At 66.8% G+C, this 22,859-nt stretch carries 18 protein-coding genes; 13 read left to right on the top strand and 5 right to left on the bottom strand.

The annotated features are described in order from the left end of the window. Positions 1-378: 378 nt before the first annotated feature. The gene (locus tag VT03_RS20020; RefSeq protein WP_156514638.1) at positions 379-1,158 is read left to right on the top strand and encodes a hypothetical protein; all 780 of its coding nucleotides are present in this window, start codon (positions 379-381) and stop codon (positions 1,156-1,158) included. Positions 1,159-1,520: 362 nt separating this feature from the next. On the opposite strand, the gene VT03_RS20015 is transcribed toward VT03_RS20020, so the two are convergent. The 3 genes from VT03_RS20015 to VT03_RS20005 all read right to left on the bottom strand — a co-directional run bounded on the left by VT03_RS20015 (position 1,521) and on the right by VT03_RS20005 (position 6,234). Further along, positions 1,521-4,508 (bottom strand): FG-GAP-like repeat-containing protein, encoded by a 2,988-nt coding sequence (locus VT03_RS20015; RefSeq protein ID WP_197489018.1) that lies wholly within the window; start codon positions 4,506-4,508, stop codon positions 1,521-1,523. Positions 4,509-4,697: 189 nt separating this feature from the next. Next, a complete protein-coding gene (locus VT03_RS20010; RefSeq protein ID WP_156514636.1) occupies positions 4,698-5,120 on the bottom strand; it encodes a hypothetical protein in 423 nt (140 codons plus the stop codon). Positions 5,121-5,292: 172 nt separating this feature from the next. Continuing rightward, positions 5,293-6,234, bottom strand: a complete 942-nt coding sequence (locus VT03_RS20005) for a DUF1559 domain-containing protein (RefSeq protein WP_075094623.1) — start codon at positions 6,232-6,234, stop codon at positions 5,293-5,295. Between the two features lie 490 nt (positions 6,235-6,724). Here VT03_RS20005 and VT03_RS20000 point away from each other — a divergent pair, with 490 nt between their 5' ends. From VT03_RS20000 to VT03_RS19955, 10 genes are all read left to right on the top strand, one after another. Beyond that, positions 6,725-7,795: a DUF1559 domain-containing protein gene (locus VT03_RS20000; protein WP_082846375.1), complete on the top strand. Its 1,071-nt coding sequence runs from the start codon at positions 6,725-6,727 to the stop codon at positions 7,793-7,795. Positions 7,796-7,954: 159 nt separating this feature from the next. Further along, complete coding sequence (locus VT03_RS19995) at positions 7,955-8,428, top strand: carboxypeptidase-like regulatory domain-containing protein (RefSeq protein WP_075094621.1); 474 nt, start codon at positions 7,955-7,957, stop codon at positions 8,426-8,428. Between the two features lie 275 nt (positions 8,429-8,703). Continuing rightward, positions 8,704-9,951 (top strand): GTPase family protein, encoded by a 1,248-nt coding sequence (locus VT03_RS19990; protein WP_075094620.1) that lies wholly within the window; start codon positions 8,704-8,706, stop codon positions 9,949-9,951. Between the two features lie 716 nt (positions 9,952-10,667). Then, positions 10,668-11,723, top strand: a complete 1,056-nt coding sequence (locus VT03_RS19985; protein WP_156514635.1) for a LacI family DNA-binding transcriptional regulator — start codon at positions 10,668-10,670, stop codon at positions 11,721-11,723. Between the two features lie 98 nt (positions 11,724-11,821). Continuing rightward, positions 11,822-12,790, top strand: a complete 969-nt coding sequence (locus VT03_RS19980; protein WP_075094618.1) for a DUF1559 domain-containing protein — start codon at positions 11,822-11,824, stop codon at positions 12,788-12,790. Positions 12,791-12,923: 133 nt separating this feature from the next. After that, entirely contained in the window at positions 12,924-13,355 is a 432-nt protein-coding gene (locus VT03_RS19975) for a carboxypeptidase-like regulatory domain-containing protein (protein WP_075094617.1), read from the top strand. A gap of 92 nt (positions 13,356-13,447) precedes the next feature. Next, positions 13,448-14,470: a DUF1559 domain-containing protein gene (locus VT03_RS19970; protein WP_075094616.1), complete on the top strand. Its 1,023-nt coding sequence runs from the start codon at positions 13,448-13,450 to the stop codon at positions 14,468-14,470. 140 nt (positions 14,471-14,610) lie between these two features. Continuing rightward, positions 14,611-15,042: a hypothetical protein gene (locus VT03_RS19965; RefSeq protein ID WP_156514634.1), complete on the top strand. Its 432-nt coding sequence runs from the start codon at positions 14,611-14,613 to the stop codon at positions 15,040-15,042. A gap of 342 nt (positions 15,043-15,384) precedes the next feature. Beyond that, complete coding sequence (locus VT03_RS19960) at positions 15,385-16,299, top strand: DUF1559 domain-containing protein (RefSeq protein ID WP_075094614.1); 915 nt, start codon at positions 15,385-15,387, stop codon at positions 16,297-16,299. Between the two features lie 144 nt (positions 16,300-16,443). Next, complete coding sequence (locus VT03_RS19955) at positions 16,444-16,845, top strand: hypothetical protein (protein WP_075094613.1); 402 nt, start codon at positions 16,444-16,446, stop codon at positions 16,843-16,845. A 98-nt stretch (positions 16,846-16,943) separates the two neighbouring features. Here VT03_RS19955 and VT03_RS19950 read toward each other — a convergent pair whose 3' ends face one another. Further along, complete coding sequence (locus VT03_RS19950) at positions 16,944-17,567, bottom strand: hypothetical protein (RefSeq protein ID WP_075094612.1); 624 nt, start codon at positions 17,565-17,567, stop codon at positions 16,944-16,946. Positions 17,568-17,597: 30 nt separating this feature from the next. Then, positions 17,598-18,518, bottom strand: a complete 921-nt coding sequence (locus VT03_RS19945) for a DUF1559 domain-containing protein (protein WP_410000376.1) — start codon at positions 18,516-18,518, stop codon at positions 17,598-17,600. 292 nt (positions 18,519-18,810) lie between these two features. Between VT03_RS19945 and VT03_RS19940 the strand changes: the two genes are divergently transcribed. Together VT03_RS19940 and VT03_RS19935 are read left to right on the top strand one after the other, a co-directional pair. After that, a complete protein-coding gene (locus VT03_RS19940) occupies positions 18,811-21,279 on the top strand; it encodes a DUF1549 and DUF1553 domain-containing protein (RefSeq protein ID WP_075094610.1) in 2,469 nt (822 codons plus the stop codon). Between the two features lie 223 nt (positions 21,280-21,502). Further along, on the top strand, positions 21,503-22,834 hold the full coding sequence (locus VT03_RS19935; protein WP_075094609.1) for a DUF1501 domain-containing protein: 1,332 nt from the start codon (positions 21,503-21,505) through the stop codon (positions 22,832-22,834). Positions 22,835-22,859 lie beyond the last annotated feature (25 nt).

Genomic DNA, 22,859 nt, shown 5'->3' with positions numbered 1-22,859 from the left:
CGAGCGGCGGTGGCAAGGTGAAGGGGATGCCGCCGGATGCGACGCTTTCGAAGCGTGTTCCCGCGGACCGGGAGGGCGAAGCTCCTGCTGAGCCGCGGAGGTTCTATCCTGCCTTCAACATACAGCTTCGACTCTCCGCGAGGTTGTGAGCCGAGAGGCAGGAGCGGAGGAGACATCGGCCGCCGCATCCAGCGACGCGGCTCGGCCGGAGCCTCGCCCTCCCGTGGGGCGGCGTCCGGGTCCCTTCGGCTTCGCAATTTCTGAATGACCTTGTGTACAAATGGGCAAACTGGGCCGTGCAGGGAGGCGCGGGAACGAGAACTGCTTCGGCCACGTCCGTTGGACAACGGTGCCACACCACAACTCTGGAGGATGCTCATGAAAGCGCTGCTGGCCTGCCTGGGGATTGCCCTGGCCTTCTCCCCTGCGATTTCCCGCGGGGAACCGATCAACTTTGACGCGGCGTATGCTCAGGGGGTCAATGCCTTCCATGCCGGGCGGTATGTTCTGGCGGAAGAGTGTCTGGAAGATGCGGTGAGTGTGGTGGGCGATCCGCGGGCCTGGATGGTGAAGGGACTGACGGAGCGGGCGCTCGGAAAGCATGGCGAGTCGCAGGAGTCGATTCATCAGGCCGCGTCGCTGATGGCGGCGGGGGTGAGCGGGTCGGGTCTGGTCGGCCGGGTGATCGAGCGGACCCAGGGGGGATTCCGGCGGTATATCCAGGACGTTGTCGATTACTACGCGCGGACGAACCGGCTTCCGGCGGATGTGATTGTCGGGTCGGTCTTCGCTCCAATCCCGGTGGTTGAGCCGATCGCTGCACCGCCGGAAGTGGTTCCGCCGGCTGCCGTTCCCGTCGCTCCCGCGGCCCCGCGTGATCCGGTTGTGGTTCTGAAGGTGATTGACGGCGCGCCGGTCTATCCGATCGACTCGACGTTCTATGGGCAGCGGACGGACTCGCCCGTGTACATGACCGATCCGATCATCGGACCGTGTTGTGGAGGGTCGGTGTATGGTCTTTCGTACGGTTATCCTGCTTACTACTTCGGGTCTCCGTGGCCGGTCAGCCCTTACGTTGTGGGTGTCGGGGCGTGGGTGCCGGCGTGGTACACGACTTACACGTCGTGGTGGATGGGTTCGCCGTACTACGCCTGGTAGTCGGTTTGAACAGGTCAATCCGGGGTCCAGGGGGTCACCCCTGGTGGGGGATGCAGAGGGGCCTGTGTTGTTTTTCTGGCCCCCTTTGCCCGCCGGAGGCTTGGCCGTCGAGAGATGTCTGAAGGAGAGCGTGTCCAAACGCGGACACCGTGTCGTATGTCTCCTCACCGACCCGCGGCGTCTTCAGGACAAGCGGCGATCCTCGGCGCCGGTAGCACAAAGGGGACTTCCGTCATGTCCCACGGTTCCGCGACGAAAAATGCCTCCGGCGGCAAGGGGGCGTGGCCCCCTTGACCCCGGCTGCCGTCGCACATTGGGTTTGAGCTATGGGCGTCCGTCCGGCGAGGACGGGGTTTGAGATCTCAACGGGGAAGTGAGAGCGGAGCAGCGGCTCCTTCGACGAGCATCAGGTCAGCGGCGGGCGGGAGACCGGCCCACTTCTCAGTCGCACCGCCCGGCCAGTGGACCTCCAAGTCAATCGTCTTCGCATCGCCGACAGCGAAGATCAGACGCCGCTCGTTCGAAGCGAGGTAGCCGTCCCCACCGGTGAGCTGCTGCGTGATCCCGTTGACCGTGACGCGGGTCCCGATCGGGATCCGCGGCGCGGTCGTCCCGACAAGCGTGATGCCGACCGCCGCTCCCGCCGGACGCGACGTATTGGTCAGCAGGGCCAGCGGCGCATCGAGGTGCGTGATGACGATGTCCGTCAGCCCGTCGCGGTTCCAGTCCCCCTTGGCGAGCCCGCGGCCGAGATACTCCCCCTCGAAGTAGCGGCCGACGTTCGACGAGGAGAGCTCTTCAAACATCCCCCCCCGCCCCTCCGAGCCGCGGTTGCGAAAGACCTGCGGCGGCATCGCAAACGGGATGTTGAGGTCGCGGTAATCCCCTTCGTGCCCGTTCGAGACGAGGGCATCGTCCCAGCCGTCGAGGTCGAAGTCGCCGAACTGCGTCCCGAACCCGAGCTGGTGCAGGCTCGGCTCGCGGAGACCGGTGTCGCGGGTCAGATCGAGAAACTGCCCGGGCCCTTGCCCGGAATAGAACGTGTTCGACTCCAGGTAATAGTTCGTCACCAGGAAGTCGAGGAACCCGTTCCGGTCGACGTCCCCCGCCGCGACCCCCATGCTGGCGCTCGGCTTGCCGAACTCGTCGAACGCCAGCCCCGCCGCGAGCCCCTGCTCTTCAAAGGTCCGGCCGACGGGAGACGGGGAGGCTGACTCCACCGACGGCTCGCCTCCCGCCTCGGCCGGAGCAAAGAAGAAGTTGGCGGTCCCGTCGTTGGCGACGAACAGACTGAGCCGGCCCGAGTGATCGGCATCGAAGGCGACGAGCCCGAGGCCCCGGCCGTCGTCCCCGACGAGTCCTCGCGCGGCCGCTTCCTCGCGGAACTGCCCGTCGCCCGTGTTGACGTAGAAGCGGTCGGGGGCCGCATCGAAGATCGTCGGCTTGCAGGAGCGCTCGGTGCCGTCCTGGTCGCGGCAGATCTCGGTGTAGACGTTGAGACCCTCGGCGTAAGTCGCGGCGTAGAGATCCGAGAGACCGTCGCCGGTCAGGTCCGCGATGCAGACGCTCGTGGTCCAGTCCCCCGCCGTGATCCCCGCCTCGGCGGAAATGTCCTCGAAGGTGCCGTCCCCCAGGTTCCGCAACAGGCGATCGGGACCGACGTTGCCGACGAACAGGTCGGGGAAGCCGTCCTCGTTGATGTCCCCCGCCGCCACCCCCTGCCCATAGTTCCCTTCAACCGGCAGGGCCAAGACCGTAACCGCCTGGAACCGGTCGTTTGCCTGTCGGTAGAGCTGATCCCGCAGGGTCGGCGCCGGGGCGTCGGGTGCGGGCGCCGGCGGAGCGGCCTGACCGGCGGGCCACGGCGTCCCCTGGACGGCGAACAGGTCGAGACGGCCGTCGCGGTCGTAGTCCAGCCAGCCCGCTCCGCCGCCGGTGAACTCCTGCATCCGCATCGCGACGCGGGCCGGGTCGTGGGCGTTGTGGTAGCGGAAGTCGATCCCGAGTGTCCTGGCTTCCTCCCGGAAGTGGATCGAGCCGTGGGCCTGCGACGCGGTTCCCGTCGGGGCCTCGGCGGCGAATGGAACGTTCGGCCGCTCCCGGCGGAGGAGCGCGGCGAGGAACGCCTGCTCGGGCGTCCGCGGCGAGGTGTCGGCGGCCAGGCGGGTCGTGACCTCCTCCCGCTCGCCGGCGAGCAGCGTCGGGAGGGGCTCGTCGGGCCGGGAGAGCTCGGCGTAGAGCGTGCGGCTCGATTCCAGCAGGCGGCCGTCCGCCAGGACCGCCTGACGGTACCAGGCGAGCCCTTCGTGCTTGTGTCCGAGCTGAGCATAGAGGGCCGCGATGTCCCGGAGCGTCTCCGGCGTGGCGGTCCGATCGGTCACCTTGTCGATCTCGAACTTGAGCCGGTCCAGCCGCCTCGACCGGGCCAGCATCCGCGCGGCGAAGGGGGCCAGGATCTCGTCCGCATTGCGGCTTCCCCCCACCCGTTCGGCCAGGATCCCTGCCTGATAGGCCGCGGTCCGGTCGAGGGGATCAATCTCGAGCGCCGCGACGAACGCCTGCAGCGCCAGGAGGTCCGCGCGGGCCGCCTGCGCCCGCAGCCCGACCTGAACCCAGTACTCCGACCGCTGCTGACAGAGGGCGAGGGTCTCGGGAGCGAGTCTTTCAAGCCAGCGCGACCATTGGTCGGCTGACGATTCGAGCAGTCGACGGCCCTGGCGGAGCTGGGCTTCGATGACGACCGGCGAGAGCGCGAGGCTTTCGGCGTAGCGGGTCTCGGCCTCGGACCAGCGGCCCTGGATTTCGGCATAGGCCCCGAGACCGAGCGGAAGCAGAGGGTCGGCGGGATGGGCCTCCCGCCAGTGGCCGAGCTGCTCCGCCATCCGCGGATCGAGCAGCACATCCGGTCGCGCGGCCCAGACGAGATGCAGCACCGGCAGGCCCGGGGCGTCGAGCGTCTGTTCAAGCTGCTGCCGCCCCTCCGCAAACCGCCCGGTCCAGCAGAGGAGCTTGGCGTACTCGATCCGGGGATTGGCGCTCGGATCGACCCGCAGGACCTTCAGCCACCACGCTTCGGCGTCGGCGAGCCGCCCCGCCTTCTGAAGCTGCGAGGCCGCGATCGCCCAGCCCGACGGCGCGAGGTCGCCGCTGTCCGGCAACCGCTCGAAGTCCTTGAGAGCCTCATCGAGCCGCCCCTGGAGGATCGCCGCCTGTCCGGCGACGAGGAGACCTTCGGGGGAATCGGGGAGCTGCCGCAGGGCGTCGCGGGCGATCCGTTCCGCCTCGGCCGGCTGCTGCTGAAGGAGAGTCCGGGCCTGTTCGAGCTGCCGGCGGACCGCGCCGCGGCTCACGGGCCCGGACGAAGAGGCGACCACCCACCAGCAGGCGAACGCCAGGAGAGCGGCTCCAAAAACAGACAGAACGAACCACCGGCCGTGAGGTCGACGACTCGTTCTGTCTGGAAACCGGCTGAGAGGAGGATCCGCCGGTCTCAACTGCGGCTGCCCTCGGCGGTCATCGGCCATCTGCTGACCCCGCACTCAGGGCTTCATGTCCACATTATACTCGTTCGACCCTTGCTGGATCGAGGTTTTCAGGTCGCTCGTCGCTTCGCTGCGATACTTTGCCGGGATGTCCTTCATCTCCTTGAGGACCATCGTGGGCGAGGTGTTGGGACCGAGATCCTTCGCCACCTCCGGCGGCATCACCACAACCGTATAGTCGCCTGCGGGGATTCCGCCTTCAACCCCGCTCGCGGAGTAGGACCCGTCCGAACCGATCGTCCCGGCTCCGCTCCCCCCGCCCCCCTTGCGGGTGAACGTCACGACCCCTTCCGTGACGGGCATGCCGTTGAAGGTCACCTTGCCGCTGACCGTCCCCCGGGGGGTCTTGTCTCCGCCGCCGCACCCCAGGCACAGAACCAGGGTCAGGCCCAGCGCGCACACACCACTCGAACGAAACATCTTCCAAGTCTCCAAGCAAGCGATCCGCCGCGCCTGACGGCCCGGCGGATCGTGAGTTCCAGATTCTATCCCCGCTGACGGGGCCTCTGCCCCGCCGAAGCGCGTTCATCCCGCCAAGCCGGGTTCATCCCGCCGGCAAAAGGAAACGGCGGAAGCTCTCCGGGCCGTTGGCCTACCACTCGCCGGTCGCCGCGCCGTCATCGCGCGTCACCAGTTGCCGCAGCAGGTCGAGGTTCAGCGCATCCCCCGCGAAGCGGACCGAGCCGTCGCCGACGAGGACGTTGGCACCGCCCACGTGCGCGGACTGGATCGGACAGTTGCACCGCTGGCCGTCGACCCCTGCCAGCGTGGCGTTCCGCTCGCCGATGCTGTAGCGGATCGTCGTGGTGTTGAAGCAGCGGGTGTCCCCGGAGTGGGTCATCCAGAACCCGTCGTCATGGTCGGAACGGATGTCGACGTTGGTGCCGGTCGCGCTCTTTCCCCAGGCGGACTGCTCGCCGATCATGATCACGTTGCTGCTGCCGTCGCTGAAATCACGGAAGTTCAGCGACTTGTTGATGAGGAACGAGCCCGACTGCGACTTGATGCCGTTGCCGTCGTTGGACCGCTCGGAATAGCCGACCGCGCCGGCGATCAGGACGTACGTCCCCTGAAAGACATTGAGCGGGTTCGGGACCGGAGCCGTGATGCCGTTCGTCTCCCCGATGAACTGATTCAGCGGCGACGACGGGCAGGTCATGGTCGGGACCGCCTTGCCGTGGATCCGGAGGGCGTTGGGACCGCCCCCCGCCGTTCCGAACCAGAAGCTGCAGGACTGGTTGAAGTCGATGCTGTTGTAGAACGACCCCTGGTCCATGTAGGGCAGGATCTGGGTCCAGGCGTTGGGACCGTGGCAGCCGCGGGTGATTTCTCCGGGCGGGAAGACGCCCAGGGCTTCCTGGTAGTTGTGCAGGGCCAGGCCGATCTGCTTGAGATTGTTCTGGCACTGGCTGCGGCGGGCGGCCTCGCGGGCCTGCTGAACCGCCGGAAGCAGAATGGCGACGAGAACGGCGATGATGGCAATGACCACCAGCAGTTCGATGAGGGTGAACCCTCGACGACTCTTGAGACTCATTACGTGCGACTCACCTAAAAACGACAACGCTTCACGGGAAAAGTGGTCACCCCGAGTCGGGGCCGAGCGACGACGATGGCGGGGACGCGCCGCGCCGGAGGACGGCACAGCACATCGTGCACGGGAAGACGAGCCGAAAGCGAATCGCAACCTTTCGCGCTCCCTGGCAGGGATCAGCGGTCGGTCATTCGCGGCAGACGTTCTTCCTGGGGACACCCGCAAACCGGGACCACTTGAATTCTACGTTCATGAGAAGTCAAGGTGCGGGGGGAAGTTCGCATCGGCAGGAAAAGATCCATTCTGAACAGTTCGTCAGGAAATTGCCCCGCGCGGTCATTTTTTGGCATTTTTCTCGCAGCGGCGGACTTGATTTTGTTGTTCCGATATTCATCAAAGGCTAATCTGAAAGTCCCTTCTCGCCGCATCGTCGGCATGTCGTCGCCCTTCGTCCGCATTCTTTTGCATCATTTCCGTCCAGCGGAGGTTCCCTGTGTCCCAATTGCGCCGTCGTGGATTCACCCTCATTGAGCTGCTGGTGGTCATTGCCATCATCGCCGTCCTCGTCGCCATCCTGCTTCCGGCCGTCCAACAGGCCCGCGAAGCGGCCCGGGCGTCGCAGTGCAAGAACAACCTGAAGCAGATCGGCATCGCTCTGCACAACTACCACGAAACCTACGGATCGTTCGTCTACCGCAAGGGGGGGAGCAGCGGACTGGGATCGGACACGACCCGGTTCTCCGGGAACTACAACCGCCGCTCAGGCATGGTCTCCCTGCTCCCCTTCATGGATCAGGCCGCGATGTACCAGAAGATCGAGGACGGCGTCGGCGGGGCGGGCCCCGGCGGTGGAGCCCCCTGGAGCGGCTGGACCGGGTACAACCAGAACATCGGCGGGCTGCGTTGTCCGACCGATCCGGGCTTCAACTACTCCAAGGGGATCTGCAACTACGCGTTCAGCATGGGTGACTATGTCGGCGCCGCGAATCGCGACTCGACGGCGGTGAACGGGCTGTTCGCCACGAACACGACCTACGGGATCCGGGACATCACCGACGGAGCGAGCAACACCCTGGCGTTCAGCGAGCGCGTCGCCGCACGATTCGGGGCCAACGGCAAGGCGAATGCCGACGTTCGCGAAGGGATCCTGATGAACGTGGGGGCCATCAATACCAACCCGGGCGCGTGCCTCGGGGCGGCGAGCGCGATCCTGTCCAACAATCGCTACACCGACACGACGAACGTGAAGGGGAAGTTCAGCTCCGAGTGGGCGGACGGACAGCCCGAAATCGTGGCGTTCAACTCGATCCTGGCCCCCAATGGCCCTTCGTGCATCAATGACACGAACGGAAATGCCGACGGGGCGATCAACCTGATGACCGCCAGCAGCTTCCACACGGGAGGCGTGAACTGCCTGATGGCGGACGGCGCCGTCAAGTTTGTCGGCAACACGATCGACACGGGGAACCTCTCGACGGCGTCGACGCTCGGCGGTCCCAGCCCGCATGGCGTGTGGGGCGCCCTGGGATCGAAGGCCGGCGGCGAAAAGGTGCCGGAGTTCTGAGCCCCGCGAGTCTTTCACTCCACTGTTGACTGCACGAACGCCCCTTCGACGAGAAGGGGCGTCTTTGTTCGTCGGCGTCCTGACGGGAGCGTTCCGTCCGTGGCCGCCACGTTGAGCGATACGCCTCTGATCGACCCCATCCCTGTCAAAGATCGTGTTATGCGCCACAGCACTGTCTTGTCCCTGTGTCTCATCGCTCTCTGCGCTGCCGGGTGCGGCCCGGGAACGCCGAAGGGGCGGCTCCCCGTCTACAAAGTGACGGGAGTGGTTACCTACAAGGGCAAACCGCTTCCCGATGCGGACATCACCTTCTTCAACGCGGAACACAACCGCAGCGCCTTCGGCCGCACGAACAGCGAAGGGCAGTACGAGCTGACCACCTACGCGCCGCGAGACGGGGCGCTGGAGGGGAGCCACAAGGTGACGGTCACGAAGATCCCGCCGGTCCCGCCGACCCCCACCCCCGCCCCGGTCGACTCGCCGAACTACGTTCCGCCGACCGGCAACCAGTCGACCGATCCCCCCCGGCCGAAGTCGGAGGTTCCCGAGAAGTACAGCAAGGCGGACGAGTCCGGCCTGACCGCCACCGTGGTCAAGGACGGGGACAACAAGATCGATCTGCCGCTGGAATAGTGCCGGTCCCGGGCTTCCGCTCGCCGGAGATCGCTCCGGCGTCGCGCCCGGCCATCTGCGACGGTTCCGGATGCATGTGCCTTCGGCGGCCAGGGCCGCCCGCCGTCGGCGGGGGACTCTGTCGTTACGCTCCTTCGCGACCGCTTTCCAGGATCGCTGTCGGCTTTCCCTCGCTTCCTTCTGAGCAGAAGAGGGAGCGGGGCACCGGCTCCGGTATAATCGTGCGGAGGCCGCGGCGCTGCGCCGCGGTCCGATTCGCCTTCCGGTGACGGCTCATGGGAACGCCTCGCAATCTTTTCACCCGGGCCTGGAAGCAGCTCGTCGCCCCCGAGGTCGACCGTGAGGAACTCGAACGGTGCGTCGAGCAGGTCCGGTCGCAGCTCCCCACCCCCGTCTTCTGGCTGCTGGGGAAGACGCAGTCGGGGAAGACGTCGCTCATCCGGGCGATGACCGAGAACTCGCGGGCCGAGATCGGGAACGGGCTGCGGCCCTGCACCCGGACGGCGGCCGAGTATCCGTTTCCGAGCGAGCAGGACTGCATCCTGCGGTTCCTCGATACCCGGGGCCTGGGGGAAGTGAGCTATGACCCGGCCGAGGACATCCGGCTGTTTCAGGACCAGGCGCACCTGCTGATCGTCGTCATTAAGGCGATGGATCATGCGCAGCAGTCGGTCATGGATGCGCTGAAGTCAATCCATCGGGCGCGTCCCCACTGGCCGGTCCTGGTGGTGCAGACGACCCTGCACGACGGCTATCGCTCGCGGGATGAGCAGCACATCGTCCCTTATCCGTATGCCGAGACGCCGCTGCCGCCGCATGTGCCGCAGGACCTGGCCCGGTCGCTCCTGACGCAGCGGCTGATGTTTCAGGAGGCGGGGATCGAGGCCCGGTTCGTGCCGGTCGATTTCACGCTGCCGGAGGACGGGTTCAACGTCGTCAACTACGGGCTGGAGCAGCTCTGGGACGCGATCGAGGAGCTGTTGCCGCTGGGACTGCGGGCGATGTTCAACCAGCATGAGCGGGCGAGGAAGGAGCTGCGCGATGCGCGGTTCCGGGCGGCGCATCCGCATGTCCTGTCGTATGCCGTGGCGGCGGGGGCGGCGGCGAGCGTGCCGATGCCGCTGGTGGATATGCCGCTGGTGCTGGGGGTCCAGGGGAAGATGTTTCACACGATCGCTTCGATCTACGACGAGGATTTCGATCGGCAGCAGATCGGGGAGATCCTGAGCAGTCTGGGGCTGGGGTTCCTGGGGCGGCTTGGCGGGCGGGAACTGCTGAAGGTGATTCCCGGGTATGGGTCGGCGGTGTCGGCCCTGTATGCGGCGGCGAGCACGTATGCGCTGGGGCTGACGATGTGTGCTTATTTCAGTTTGAAGTCGCGGGGATCGCTGCCGGACAAGGAGGAGTTCCGGCAGATTTACGAGCAGAATTTTCAGGAGGGGCGTCAGCGGTTGCGGGAGTATCTGGGGAGGATGCGGGAGGGGGCTGGGGCGAAGGCGGAAGAGAAGAAGGCGGAGAGCTGAAAACGCAGCCCAGAACCGGGTCCAGGGGCACCCTGGTGGGGAGTGCAGAGGGGCAACGCCCCTTTGCCCGCCGGAGGCCTGGCCGTCGAGGGATGTCTGAAGGGGTGAGTGCCCAAGCGCGGACACAGTGCTGTATGCCCCTCCCACCAACCCGTGGGGATTGCAGAGCGAGCGGTGGGTTCTCACCGTCGCTTCCACAAAGCGGACGTCCGTTGCGTACCACGGTTCCTCATGGAAGCGCCTCCGGCGGCAAGGGTTGCCCCCTTGACCCCGGCTGCCGTGGCACGTTGGGTTTGAGCAAACGGAGTCGTGCCGGCGAGGACGCGGTTTAAGGCCGCAGGGCCGTTCATCAGGGGGCTGACGCCCACCGCTCGCCTGGGGGCCCGATGCGCTGTTCGTCAGCAGGCCTGCCGAATTGCCGCGCCGTTCTGAAGCGTCCGTGAAGCCCGGATTCCAGCAAGTTGAATTTCCGGGAAAAATTTCCACTATACTGGATTATGGTGGCAAATCCGACGGAAAGACGGTCGAATACGCCTCATCTTTGAGGGCAACCCCGGCCCGCGCGTGAGGCAAAACGTCTCCGCCGACAGCCCGGGAGGGCCGGAGCGTGAGAAGTGGCACACGGTTTGCCAAAGGTTTTTGTTAAGATATCCCGTTATATCACCTGTGATATCTCGCGATATTGAACCCACAGACTCCTGAACTGAAGGACGCGAGTGAGCCCTTCCCCGACCCGTCCGGCCGAGCCGCTCAGGATGGTCGACATCGCCCAGAAAGCGGGGGTGTCCCGGATGGCGGTCTCGGCGGTCCTGATGGGGACGGGGAATGGACGGGTCCGGGTCTCGACCGAGACGGCGGAGCGGATCCGGAAGATCGCCGACGACCTCGGGTACCGCCCCAACCGGGCGGCCCAGCAGCTCGCCGGCCGCGGCAGCGGGATCGTGGCGGTGGTCGCGAACGACTGCCGCAACTTCCTCACGCAGCGGGCCCTGGCCTGGCTGCACGAGGCGGCCCAGCAGGATGGCCTGCGCGTCATGGCGCAGTTCGCCCCCGAGGGGCCGGTGACCCTCGAACAACTGATTCAGGATGTCCGCGCCGGGTGGGTCGACGGGATCGTCTACCTGGCGTTCGAGAACGAACAGCAGTGGCCGGTCGTCGCGGAACTCTTCGGAGGGTTCCCGCAGGCGGTCGTGGCGATCGGCGACGTGGGAGATCCCCGCGTCAACAGCGTGATCAGCGACGTGGTCCCCGGTGCGCGGGCTTCGATGGCCCACCTGAAAGACCAGGGACGGTCGCGGCCGGTGTTCATCGCCGAAGAGGACGAGTCCCTGGCGTTCCGGCACCGCCGCGAGGCGTACCGCGCCGCGGCGGAGGAACTCGGCCTCGACTTCGACGACCGGCGGATCGTGATCGAGACCCGCGGATGGCTGGTCTCGAGTCCCGAGTACTACGAGCGGTTTGACCGTCTGGCCCGGCGGATCGTGGACGATCTGGGGGCGGACGCGGTGTTGTGCGATACGGACTTCACGGCGGTCGCCCTGTGCCGGGCGTTCCGCCGGCTGGGACTGCGGATCGCGGAGGCGGTCTCCGTCATCGGGTGGGGCGACCTGCAGATGGCGGCGATGTTCGATCCTCCGCTGACCACCGTCTCCCTGGAACTGCCGACGCTCCTCCGGCGCGTCGTGGCGCGGCTGCGGGACGAACTCGTCCCCGGCGAATCTCCGCGGATCGAACGGGTCGCGACGCAGCTTGTCGTCCGCGAGTCGTCGTAGCCGCGGGCGGCTTTTCTGACCCCCTCACTCAATCGCTCGCGGCGACCGGCGCTATCGGTCTGCGCGTTGGCTGACGTTTCGAACGAGGTTTCCCTCCCATGACTTCCCGATGCCGCCGGCGTGGCTTCACGCTGATCGAACTCCTGGTCGTGATCGCCATCATCGCGGTCCTGGTCGCCATCCTGCTCCCCGCGGTCCAGCAGGCCCGCGAGGCGGCCCGCGCCTCGATGTGCCGCAACAACCTGAAGCAGATCGGAATCGCGATCCACGGCTACCACGAAGTCCACAACGCTTTCCCCGAAGGGGTGATGGGTAAGATCAACTGGCGGGTCTCGGTCCTGCCGATGCTCGAACAGGGCCCGCTGTTCAACAAGCTCGACTTCACCGGAGCCGCGGAGGACTTCAAGTCGGGATCCTCGTCGGTGACGAACAAGGCGACCCTCACCGGGCTCTCCATCCCGACCTTCATCTGCCCCTCCAGCACGATCGATCCGAATGCCAACCCGGGCTGGAACGGGAACCGCTTCCAGTACCACCACTATGTCGGGATCAACGGCGCGGTGAACGCGGGCTTCGGCAACTGCAACCAGACCTACGGCTTCGCCTGCGACAACGGCCCGTTCCAGTACAACCGCCTCACCCGGATCAAGGACCTGGCGGACGGAACGAGCAACATCTTCCTGATCGGCGAGCAGTCGGCGACGGTCCTCTTCACCGGCAGCTCCGGCGGGGGGCTGACGACCGGCGGCCAGACGCAGGGACTCGGCGGCTACTACGGCGGCTGGCATGGCTTCACGGACGGCAGCGCCACGAACACCTACAGCGCGGGCGGCATCGCCTCGGGCCTCGCTCCCGTGCTCTACCCGCCCAACGCCTCCTGCGGGGCTCCCTTTGAATGCGGCTACGTCTACACGAACTCCCTGCCGCTCGCCTCGAAGCACACCGGCGGGATCAACGGCCTGTCCGCGGACGGCGGAGTCCGGTTCGTCGCCGACGCGATCGACCTGACGACCCTCAAGCGGCTGGCGATGCGGGAAGACGGCAAGCCCGCGAGCTTTGGTGACTAGTGGTGAGTCGTCGGTCGTCCGTTCTCAGTCGTCAGTCAGCCGCGGGTGGAACGCCGCTCGCCCGCACTTCCCGATTCCAACCTCGCGCGGCGGCCTGAATCGCTCGGGCTCCGCGATCGAAAGCCCACGCGTCATGCGATCACTCCTGGCCTCGAATGTCTGCCGGTCCCTGGTGGCCGGCCTGTTGCTCCTCGCGGCCTTCGGCTGCGGCGAGAGCGTCCAGATGCCCGAAGGGGACCCGGTCAAAGGGGCCGTGACCCTCAAGGGAAAGCCGCTCACGGGCGTGACCGTCACGCTGCAGGACGGCGTCAAAGGGGTCGGGACGAGCTGCGTCGTCGACGACCAGGGCCGGTTCGCCTCCGGCGGTCCGCTTCCCCCGGGCCAGTACAAGGTCGCGTTCTCGCCGACCCTCATGCCGTTTGAACCAGGAGCGGCGGGACCGCCCCCGGCACCGCCGAAGCTCCCGGCCACCCTCCCCCGCAAATACCAGCAGCTCGATACGTCGGACCTGATCGTCGAGGTCAAGGCCGACGGCAGCGAAGTCCAGATCCAGATCCCGGGCTGAGCCGCACGCCGCCCGGGCCCCCGACGTCGCGCACTTCTCCGTCCACCGTCCGCGTTTCTCAAGTCCCTCCGTTCCTCCCTCGAGGTTCCGTCATGACGTCGCGTCCACAGTCGAAAGTCGGCTTCACCCTGATCGAGCTCCTGGTCGTGATCGCGATCATCGCCGTGCTCGTCGCCATCCTGCTCCCCGCGGTCCAGCAGGCCCGCGAGGCGGCCCGGGCTTCCCAGTGCCGGAACAACCTGAAGCAGATGGGGATCGCGCTCCACAACTACATCGACACGAACAACATGTTCCCCCCCGGGAACGTGAAGACCGACGGTGCCGGCCGCCGCGGGGCGTCGTGGATGGTCCGGCTGCTCCCGATGCTCGAGCAGAACGCCGCCTACGCCAAGATGACGTTCGACGACACCGACTGGACGATGCAGGGGAGCGCCCCGAACCGGAACTGGGAAGTGACCCACAACCTCCGCGTTCCGATCTTCAGCTGCCCGTCGAGCTCCATGCCCGCGACGCGGAACCAGACGACGAACTCCGTCACGCAGGGGCTGGGGGCCCCGGCGACGATCACCTATCAGCTGGCGAACTACGTCGGGATCGCCGGTCCGTACGACGACCAGCAGACTGGGGCCTGCTGCCCGGTTCCGAGCAGTTGGACCGGCTATTACCGGTCGAACTACAACGGCCTGATCGTCGCCTCGAACCAGACCTACACGCAGGCCAAGCCCCCCAAGATCGCCGATTGTCCGGACGGGCTGTCGAACACGATCGCCGTCGGCGAGCAGTCGGCCTACGACGTCGATCCGACGACCGGGGCCAACCGCGACCTGCGGGCCTGCAACCATGACGGCGGGCCGTGGTCCGGCGGCGAAGGGAACGACACCGGCTGGTGGCTCAACATGACCGTCGTCCGCTCCCCCATCAACAGCAAGCAGGGGGACAACGGGAACCACTACCCGTACTACCGGCACACGCGGATCACCTCGGTCCACGCCGGCGGAGCGAACCTGCTCTTCGGCGACGGCTCGGTCCGGTTCCTGTCGGACAACATGGACGCGACGATGTTCTATCGGGCCTGCCAGCGGGACGACAACAAGAAGCTCGAAGGGATCAACTAGCCCTCCGTCTCCTGAGATGACGGGCGTCTTTTTTAAACACCAAGGCACCAAGGAGGCACCAAGTTGCCGAGAGGGAGCCTTGGTGGTCTTGGTGCGGTCTTTGTGTCTTGGTGTTTCACTTTCTGTTCTCGAAAGGCGCGGTGAGTTCGATGCGCGGGTTGCAGGTCCTGTTGGCGGCGGTCGTCGCGTGCAGTGTGGGATGCGGCGGCGGAGAGCCGAAGGACAAGCCGCCGCTGGCTCCCGTCCAGGGGAAACTGGTCCAGAAGGGGGCTCCGCTCGCGAACGCGATGGTCGAGTTCATGCCCGAAAGCGGGGCTCCCTCGACGGCGACCTCGGACGGCCAGGGGGCGTTCGAGCTGACGTACCGGGACGGCTCGAAGGGGGCCAAGATCGGCCCGCACAAGGTCAAGGTAACGGTCGGCGGGATCATCCCCGCCCCGATGGATCCGAACGCGCCGCCCCCCGCTCCCCCCAAGCCGCCGACGCTCTACCTGATCCCGGAACCGGTGCAGGTCAAGGAGGGTGAGAACACGCTGGAGATTACGGTCCCGGAGAAAGGCCAGCCCGGGTGATTGATCCGCAGGAAACAGGACGTGCGCTCATGATGCGCACGGCGAAACGCCGATGAGCACGCGAAGGATTTGCGGGAGACGCTGAAGATTTTTGCACCTGCGTTTGATTCGGAACGCCGGTTGCCATGCCTTCGCTCCCGTTCCCGTCGCTCGCCGTCGGCAAAGAATTGTCCTGAGGAGGCTTCCCGGCCGCTCTCGGAACTCTGCCTAGTGGCTGAGCAGGATTGACTAATATGCGTGCTTGTTTATGTTTTCTACTGCGGTGGAGTCTTCCGCCGCTGGACGGTCTCGTCGTGCTTTGTCCTGTCGCTCCGTAGTCCCTGTTTCCCGGGAATCACGTCAATGAAAGTGCGTCGCCTCGCCTCCCGAGGGTTCACCCTCATCGAACTGCTGGTCGTCATTGCGATCATCGCCGTGCTTGTCGCCATCCTCCTGCCGGCTGTCCAGCAGGCCCGCGAAGCGGCCCGCCGCTCGCAGTGCGGAAACAACCTGAAGCAGCTGGGCATCGCGATGCACAGCTATCACGAGACGCTCAACGTCTTCCCGTACGGGGTGCTGACCTTCGGGACGTACCACACCCGCGACACCTGGATGCAGCAGGTCCTGCCGTACATCGACCAGGGGCCGATGTACAACAAGTATCAGAACTGGGTCGGCCAGTGGGTCATGGACACCCCGGTCGACATCCGCGACGCGATCATCCCGACCCTCGTCTGTCCGACCGATCCCTCGGGGGGCGGATTCGGAGCGAACGGCGGCCTCCGCAGCGGCGCCTACGGCTTCCAGGGGAACTACGTCGTCTGCATCGGCAAGACGCAGAACCACAACGTCGACAACGGCGGGATGTTCCACTGGAACTCGAGCACCCGGGTCAAGCACGTCGCGGACGGCCTGAGCAACACCGTCATGTTCAGCGAAGGCCTCTGCCGCGGAAAGACGACCGGCGGCTGGGGCGAGCCCGGCGGCTACTGGGGCGGCGGCGAAGGGGGAGGCTTCGGCTTCACGACGATGGAGACGCCGAACTCGACCGTTACCGATCAGGTCTATACCTGCAAGTCGACCACCTGGCCGAACGCTCCCTGCACGAGCATGAGCGTCTACACGACCCAGCGGAACTTTGCCCGCAGCGCCCACGTCGGCGGCGTGCAGGCCGCCATGGGTGACGGCGCCGTGAAGTTCGTCTCCGACTCCATCGACCGGACGCTGTGGCAGAACGTTGGAAGCTGCAACGGCCAGGAACGGGTCGCCGACTTCTAGGCCACGGTCCCAGAACCCGTGCCGACATCGCTTTTCGCCGTCGACGGACGGCCCCCGAAGGTTGAAGGCATCCTTGGCCTTCAACCTTCTTTTGTCTCACGCGGAAGCGCTCATCGCATCCGCCTCAACCTCAGCGAAGAACCCATGCGCATCGCGTTCGCTCTGCTCTGCCTGATCTCCCTCTCGTTCGCCGGCTGCGGCGGAAAGCCCGCGGGCCCGAAGCTCGAGACCGTGACGGGCAAAGTCACGTTCGACGGCCAGCCGCTGAAGGAGGGGGACGTGACCGTCACGCCGCTCGATCCGGGGGGACGGAGCGCCGGCGCGAAGATCGTCGACGGCGCGTTCACGCTCCAGACCGACGTGGGGAAGAAGAAGGTCGAGATCATGGCCATGCGGGACGTCCCCGGGAAGTTCCGGGAAGACAACCCGGGCGAGAAGGTCCAGGTCCGCGAGCAGTTCATCCCCAAGCAGTACAACGAGAAGTCCGACCTGACGCTCGACGTCAAGGTCGGCCCGAACGACCCGGTGTTCGACCTCAAGAAGTGAGCTCCATGCAGCAGGCCGGCCGCCAGCCCGGGGGCTTTTCTTCGACTCCCGGAGCCGGTCGGACACCGTTCCGACCGGCCTCCTCCCGCCCGGGACCGTCAGTCGATCGCGATGTCGTAGCGGCGGACGATCGTCAGGGCGCCCGGGCTCCGGGGATCGCCGGCGCCGTAGGTTCCGGACGGCTCGCTGACCGCGACCATCACGACGTACTCCCCGGCCGATGCGGGGAGCACGAGGTCGCCGGAGTACCGGCGGACCCGGCTCTGGTCGAGTGGCTTCTCCGGACTCCGCGGGCCAGGAGAGGGCCGGGTTTCGACGAAGCGGATGACTCCGTCGTGGGTCACGACCGGCTGCGGATCGCCCGGTTGTTTTTCGACGAGGGCGGCCCCGTTGGGGACCGGCTGCTCCGGATGGGCTTTGTCGACGAGGAACAGCGTGACCTCTTCGCGCCGCATCGGCCCCGTCGTGGCAGGCGAACGCGAAACGGGGTGCGTCGGTCGGGCCCAGAGCTCCAGCGGAATCCGCGAGGCGGCCCGGAACCGCGTCGGCCATGCGGGCTGCGGGGCGCCATCGACGACCCACTTGTCGATCTCGAGGAGCTCCGCCCGGATCGGAACCGTCTCATGCGGCGGACGCCGGCCGAAGACGAACCACATCGCCCCCGCGACGAGCAGGAGGCCGAGGGCCGCAGCCAGGAGCCGCGGGCGGTCGTACGTCGTCATGGTCTCGCTCCCGGGACGTCGGTGTCGCGATCAAGGGGTGTGGTTCAGTTCGCTCCCGTTCCGGGAGCCGATCGCCTTCCAGACGGTGCCGTCGATCGCGTCGTTCAGAAAGACCACGTGGCCGTCGCAGTACGCCAGGTGGACTCCGCCGGCGTGATGGCTGGTGGCGGTGACGCCGTTCATCGAGTTCGACATGTCGAGCAGCGGATCCGCGGCCGTGGCGTTGAAGCAGCCCAGGGAGTTCGGCGGAAGGATGTGGGTGTAGGGGGGAAAGAACCGCCCCATCGGCGCGCTGCCGATCAGGAATGTCGAGAACGGGGTCAGACGGGCGTTGCGACAGGCGTCGACAAACTCCGGTTCCGTGTTCGGGCTGGTCTGCTGGAGGAACCACGTGTACCGCGCCCCTTCAGCGACCACCTCGTCCCACGTGTGATGGAGCTGGCTTCTTCCGCGGCTAAACAGCCGCTCGGACAGGCAGGCGGTCTGACTCAAGCCGTCGGTGACGTCGGCCGGCCGCACCGGTGGATCGAACAAGTCGGCACAGACGCCGTTCTTGGCCCGCGGGGTCAACTGGTTCCCACCGTTCAGCACGTAGTTGAAGGTGGCGAGGGGGGCCGACGACTGCGGGTCCGACGGGCAGACGAAGACCGGCGTTCCCGGCGTGTGCTGAGTCGATTCGACGTGATGCGAGTACAACGCGGTCTCCCCGAGAAAGGGAAGGAGATCGAACAGATCACGATGCTGGTCGTCCGTGATGACCTGCGACGCCTCCGTCCGGTTCTGGACCGCCGTACTGATCTGCCGCATCCGGTTCCGGCACTCGGTCTGACGTCCTGCTTCGCGGGCGCTCTGGATGGCGGGAAGCAGCAACGCGGCCAGAAGGCCCACGATCGCCAGCCCGACGAGCAACTCCACCAGCGTGAACGCCGCACGACGGCGCGAACTCCGCAAGGCCCTCATTGGCTTGTCCTCCCGACAAGTGCGGCCGGAAGTCTACCGGTCGACGCGCCACCCCGAGAAGAGGAAGTCCTCCAGCCGCACGGCCGGCGGACGTACGCGCATCGCGACGCCCCGTCATCGGGAGGGCGAGGCTCCTGCCGAGCCGCGGCGGTGGCGAACGCGGCCGGGAACCTGCGCGGCTCAGCAGGAGCTGAGCCCTCCCGGGCGGTCACCGCACCCAACTTTCCGGACTCACACGTTCCCGGCCTGTTGCCCGGCCGAGGGGAAATGTAAGTTGATGTTTATGCGTCAGTCCCCCCGTTTTTTCCCAGCGTCGCTTGGCCCGGCTCTGCTGGTCCTTCTCGCCGCGCTCGTGGTTGCGGGCCCGCTGTCGGCGGCCGACCTGCAGCTTCACCCGTCGCAGGTCCGGCTCGACGGCAATTCGCCGCGGCAGCAGCTTCTCGTGCTGCAGGCCGGCAGCGGCGATGCGGTGGACCTGACCCGCTCGGCCAGGTTCACGACCACGACCCCCGCGATCGTCTCCGTCGACGAACGGGGCGTCGTGCGGGCGGTCGCGCAAGGTGAGGGGCGGGTCCGGATCGAGTGTGCCGGGCAGGCGCTCGAAGCGGTCGTGACCGTCGGCGAGATGCCGGCCGAGCCTCCCGTCGACTTCCAGCGCGATATCCAGCCGGTGTTCACGAAGCTCGGGTGCAACTCCGGCCCGTGTCACGGCAAGCAGCGGGGACAGAACGGATTTCAGCTCTCGCTCCTCGGGTTCGATTCGGACTTCGACTTCGACGCCCTGACGAAAGAGGCCCGCGGACGGCGGATCCAGCCCGCCGCGCCGGCCGACAGTCTCCTGATCCAGAAGCCGGTCGGGGCGGTTCCCCACGGCGGCGGCGTCCGGCTGCGGCGGGACAGCGACGACTACCGGATGCTCCTGCGGTGGATTACGTCGGGCGCTCCGCGGAGCGTGCCGAACGTTCCGACCCTGAAGGGGATCGAGGTCTTTCCGACTGCTCGCGTCCTCAAGAAAGAGGAACAGCAGCAGCTCGTCGTCACCGCCCACTACAGCGACGGCACGACGCGGGATGTCACGCCGCTGGCCCAGTTCCAGTCGAACGAAGGGGCGGTCGCCGCCGTCGATGACGCGGGGCTGATCACCGGCGGGAGCGTCACCGGGGAAGTGGCGGTGATGGCGCGGTACATGGACAACTTCGTCGTCTGCCGCACCTCGCGGCCGCTCGACGGCGATGTGCCGGATGACTTCTACGCCGCCCTGCCGCGGCACAACTACATCGACGAACACGTCTGGACGACGCTCAAGCGGCTCAAGCTCCAGCCCTCCGCTCCCGCCTCCGACCAGACGTTCCTGCGGCGGGCGACGATCGACATCATCGGCCGGATCCCGACCGCCGAAGAGTCGCAGGCGTTCCTCGCCGATGCCGCGCCGGACAAGCGGGCCCGCCTCATCAACCGCCTGCTCGACGATCCGGAGTACGCCGAGCACTGGGCCAACAAGTGGGCCGACCTCCTGCGGCCGAACCCGTACCGCGTCGGCATCAAGGCGACGCTGAACTACGACAACTGGATCCGCGGCGCGTTCCGCGAGAACCGCCCGTACGACCAGTTCGTCCGCGAGCTCGTGACCTCCGAGGGGAGCACGTTCCGCGACGGCCATGTCACGCTGTTCCGCGACCGCCGCGAGCCGGACGAGCTGACGACGATCGTGAGCCAGCTGTTCCTCGGGATCCGGCTGGAGTGCGCCAAGTGCCACCACCATCCGTTCGAGGTCTGGAGCCAGGACGACTTCTACTCGTTCGCCGCCTTCTTCGCGAAACTCGGCCGCAAGGGGACCGGGCTCTCGCCGCCGATCTCCGGCTCGGAGGAGTTCGTCTTCACCGCCAAGGCGGGGAGCGTCACGCACCCGCGGACCGGGGCGACGATGGCTCCGAAGGTCCTCTTTGGCGAGACCCCGCCGATCGGCGAGGGGGACGATCCCCGGGCCTCGCTGGCGACGTGGATGACGTCCAGGGAAAATCCCTTCTTCGCCCAGACGCAGGCGAACCGGATCTGGGCCGACCTGATGGGGATCGGACTCGTCGATCCGGTCGACGACCTGCGGGCCACGAACCCCGCCTCGAACCCGCCGCTGCTCGAAGCGCTGGGCAACGACTTCCGCGACGGCGGCTTCGACCAGAAGACGCTCATCCGCCGGATCACGAACTCGTACGTCTACGGGCTCGGCTCCCTGCCCAACGAGCGGAACGTCGTCGACACCCGGAACTACTCCCGCTACTACCGGCGGCGGCTGCGGGCGGAAGTCCTGTTCGATTCCGTCTGCCAGGTGACCGGCGTCCCCGAGAACTTCGAGGCGATGCCCCCCGCGGCGCACTCGAAGTCGATCTGGACCCACCGCATCGACTCGCTGTTCCTCGACGCCTTCGGCCGTCCCGACCCGAACCAGGATCCCCCCTGCGAACGGACGAGCAACACCACGATCGTCCAGGCCCTGCACCTCATGAACGCGCGGAACCTGTACGGCAAAGTCATGGGGGACGAGAGCCTGCCGGCACGACTGGCAAAAACGGAAAAGCCCCCCGCCGCGATCGTCGAGGAGCTGTATCTGGCCGTCTACTCACGCCGGCCGAGCGAGGAAGAGTTGCGGATCGGCACCGCTTTATATGAGAATCCGGAGACGAACCGCCGGGGAGCGACCGAAGATCTGTTGTGGGCGCTCCTCAACACCCCGGAGTTTGTGTTCAAGGATTAGTTTCCGCCGTTCTTCCGCCCCGCGGGAGAGCGAGGATGGCCATCTCGCCCGGCGAGATGAGATGAGGAAATTCGGCCGCCGGACGCGCGACCCGGCCGCCGTGGCGAACCTCCTCCCCGGAGCGTTCGTTCGACCTGCCTGATTGCCCACCTGATCTGATTGCCTGCACGGCCGATCTCTCCCAGCGCGAGCGCTCCGGGGAATCGCCACGGGAGCCCACCTGATGTCGGCCCATTCGAACTGCCTCGGCATCCGTCGTCGCGACTGCCTCAAGCTCGGTCTCGGAGCCGCTCTCGGCACGGGACTCGTCGACCTGCTGCGTCTCCGCGGCACCGCCTACGCCACCGAGACCGCGCTGCGGACGGAGGCGAAGAGCTGCATCCTCGTCTGGCTCGACGGCGGCCCGACGCACTACGAGACCTTCGACCCCAAGCCCGAGGCCCCCAGCGAAGTCCGCGGCGAGTACCAGGCGATCGACACCAAGGTGACGGGGATGCAGTTCTCCGAACACCTCCCGAAGCTCGCCTCGATCTCCGACAAGCTGGCGGTCATCCGCTCGATCCGGCACGACCAGGGGAACCACGGCGCCGGCAACCACTACATGATGACCGGCGCCCCGCCGCGGATTCCGGTCGGCTGCGGCGCGTTCGTCAGCTTTCACCCCAGCTTCGGCTCGGTCACGGCCTACGAGCGGGGGAACCACAACGGACTCCCGGCCTACTTCTCGATGCCGAGCATGTCCCGCTCGGGGGGCCCGAACTTCCTCGGCGCCCAGTACGCCCCCTTCGTCGTCGCCGACGATCCCAACCGCGAAAAATTCCGCGTTCGCGACGTCGCTCTTCCGGGCGGACTGACGGACGACCGGTTCGGCAAGCGGAAGGACCTCCGCTCGCTCGTCGACAAGCTCCCGCGGATCGCCGAGAAGGCGGCCGGAGACCCGGTGAACGCTCTCGATGAGTACTACCAGCAGGGCTACAGCCTCGTCTCGTCGCCCGAAGCCCAGAAGGCCTTCGATGTCGCCAGCGAGCCGAAGGAACTGCGCGACCGTTACGGCCGTTCGAGCTTCGGCCAGCGGGCGCTGTTGGCCCGGCGGCTGGTCGAGGCGGGCGTGCCGTTCATCACTCTCTACGAAGGGGGATGGGACCACCACGCCGACCTGTTCAACGCCTGCCGCAAGCGGCTGCCCGAACTCGACACGGCGGTGTCGGCCCTGATCGAAGACCTCGACGACCGGGGGATGCTGGACTCGACGATGGTCTGCGTCCTGGGCGAGTTCGGCCGAACCCCGAAGATCAACAAGGACGCCGGCCGCGACCACTGGTCGAACGCGATGTCGGTCCTGATGGCGGGGGCGAAGATCCCCGGCGGCCAGGTGATCGGCGCGACCGACCGGGCCGGCTACTCGGCGGTCGACCGGGTCCTCTCGCCGGAGAACTTCGCCTCTTCGATCTACCGCAAGCTGGGGATCGATCCGGACAAGATCTACTACACCCCGCTCGGCCGCCCGACGCACCTCGTGAGCGACGCGACGCCGATTAGCGAGCTGTTTGCGTAGGTGGTCTGGGGACTAGGGACGAGGG

Source organism: Planctomyces sp. SH-PL14 (assembly GCF_001610835.1).
Classification (GTDB): domain Bacteria; phylum Planctomycetota; class Planctomycetia; order Planctomycetales; family Planctomycetaceae; genus Planctomyces_A.
Note: the sequence above shows the minus strand (reverse complement) of the source record. Positions and strands in the feature narration are given on the sequence as shown.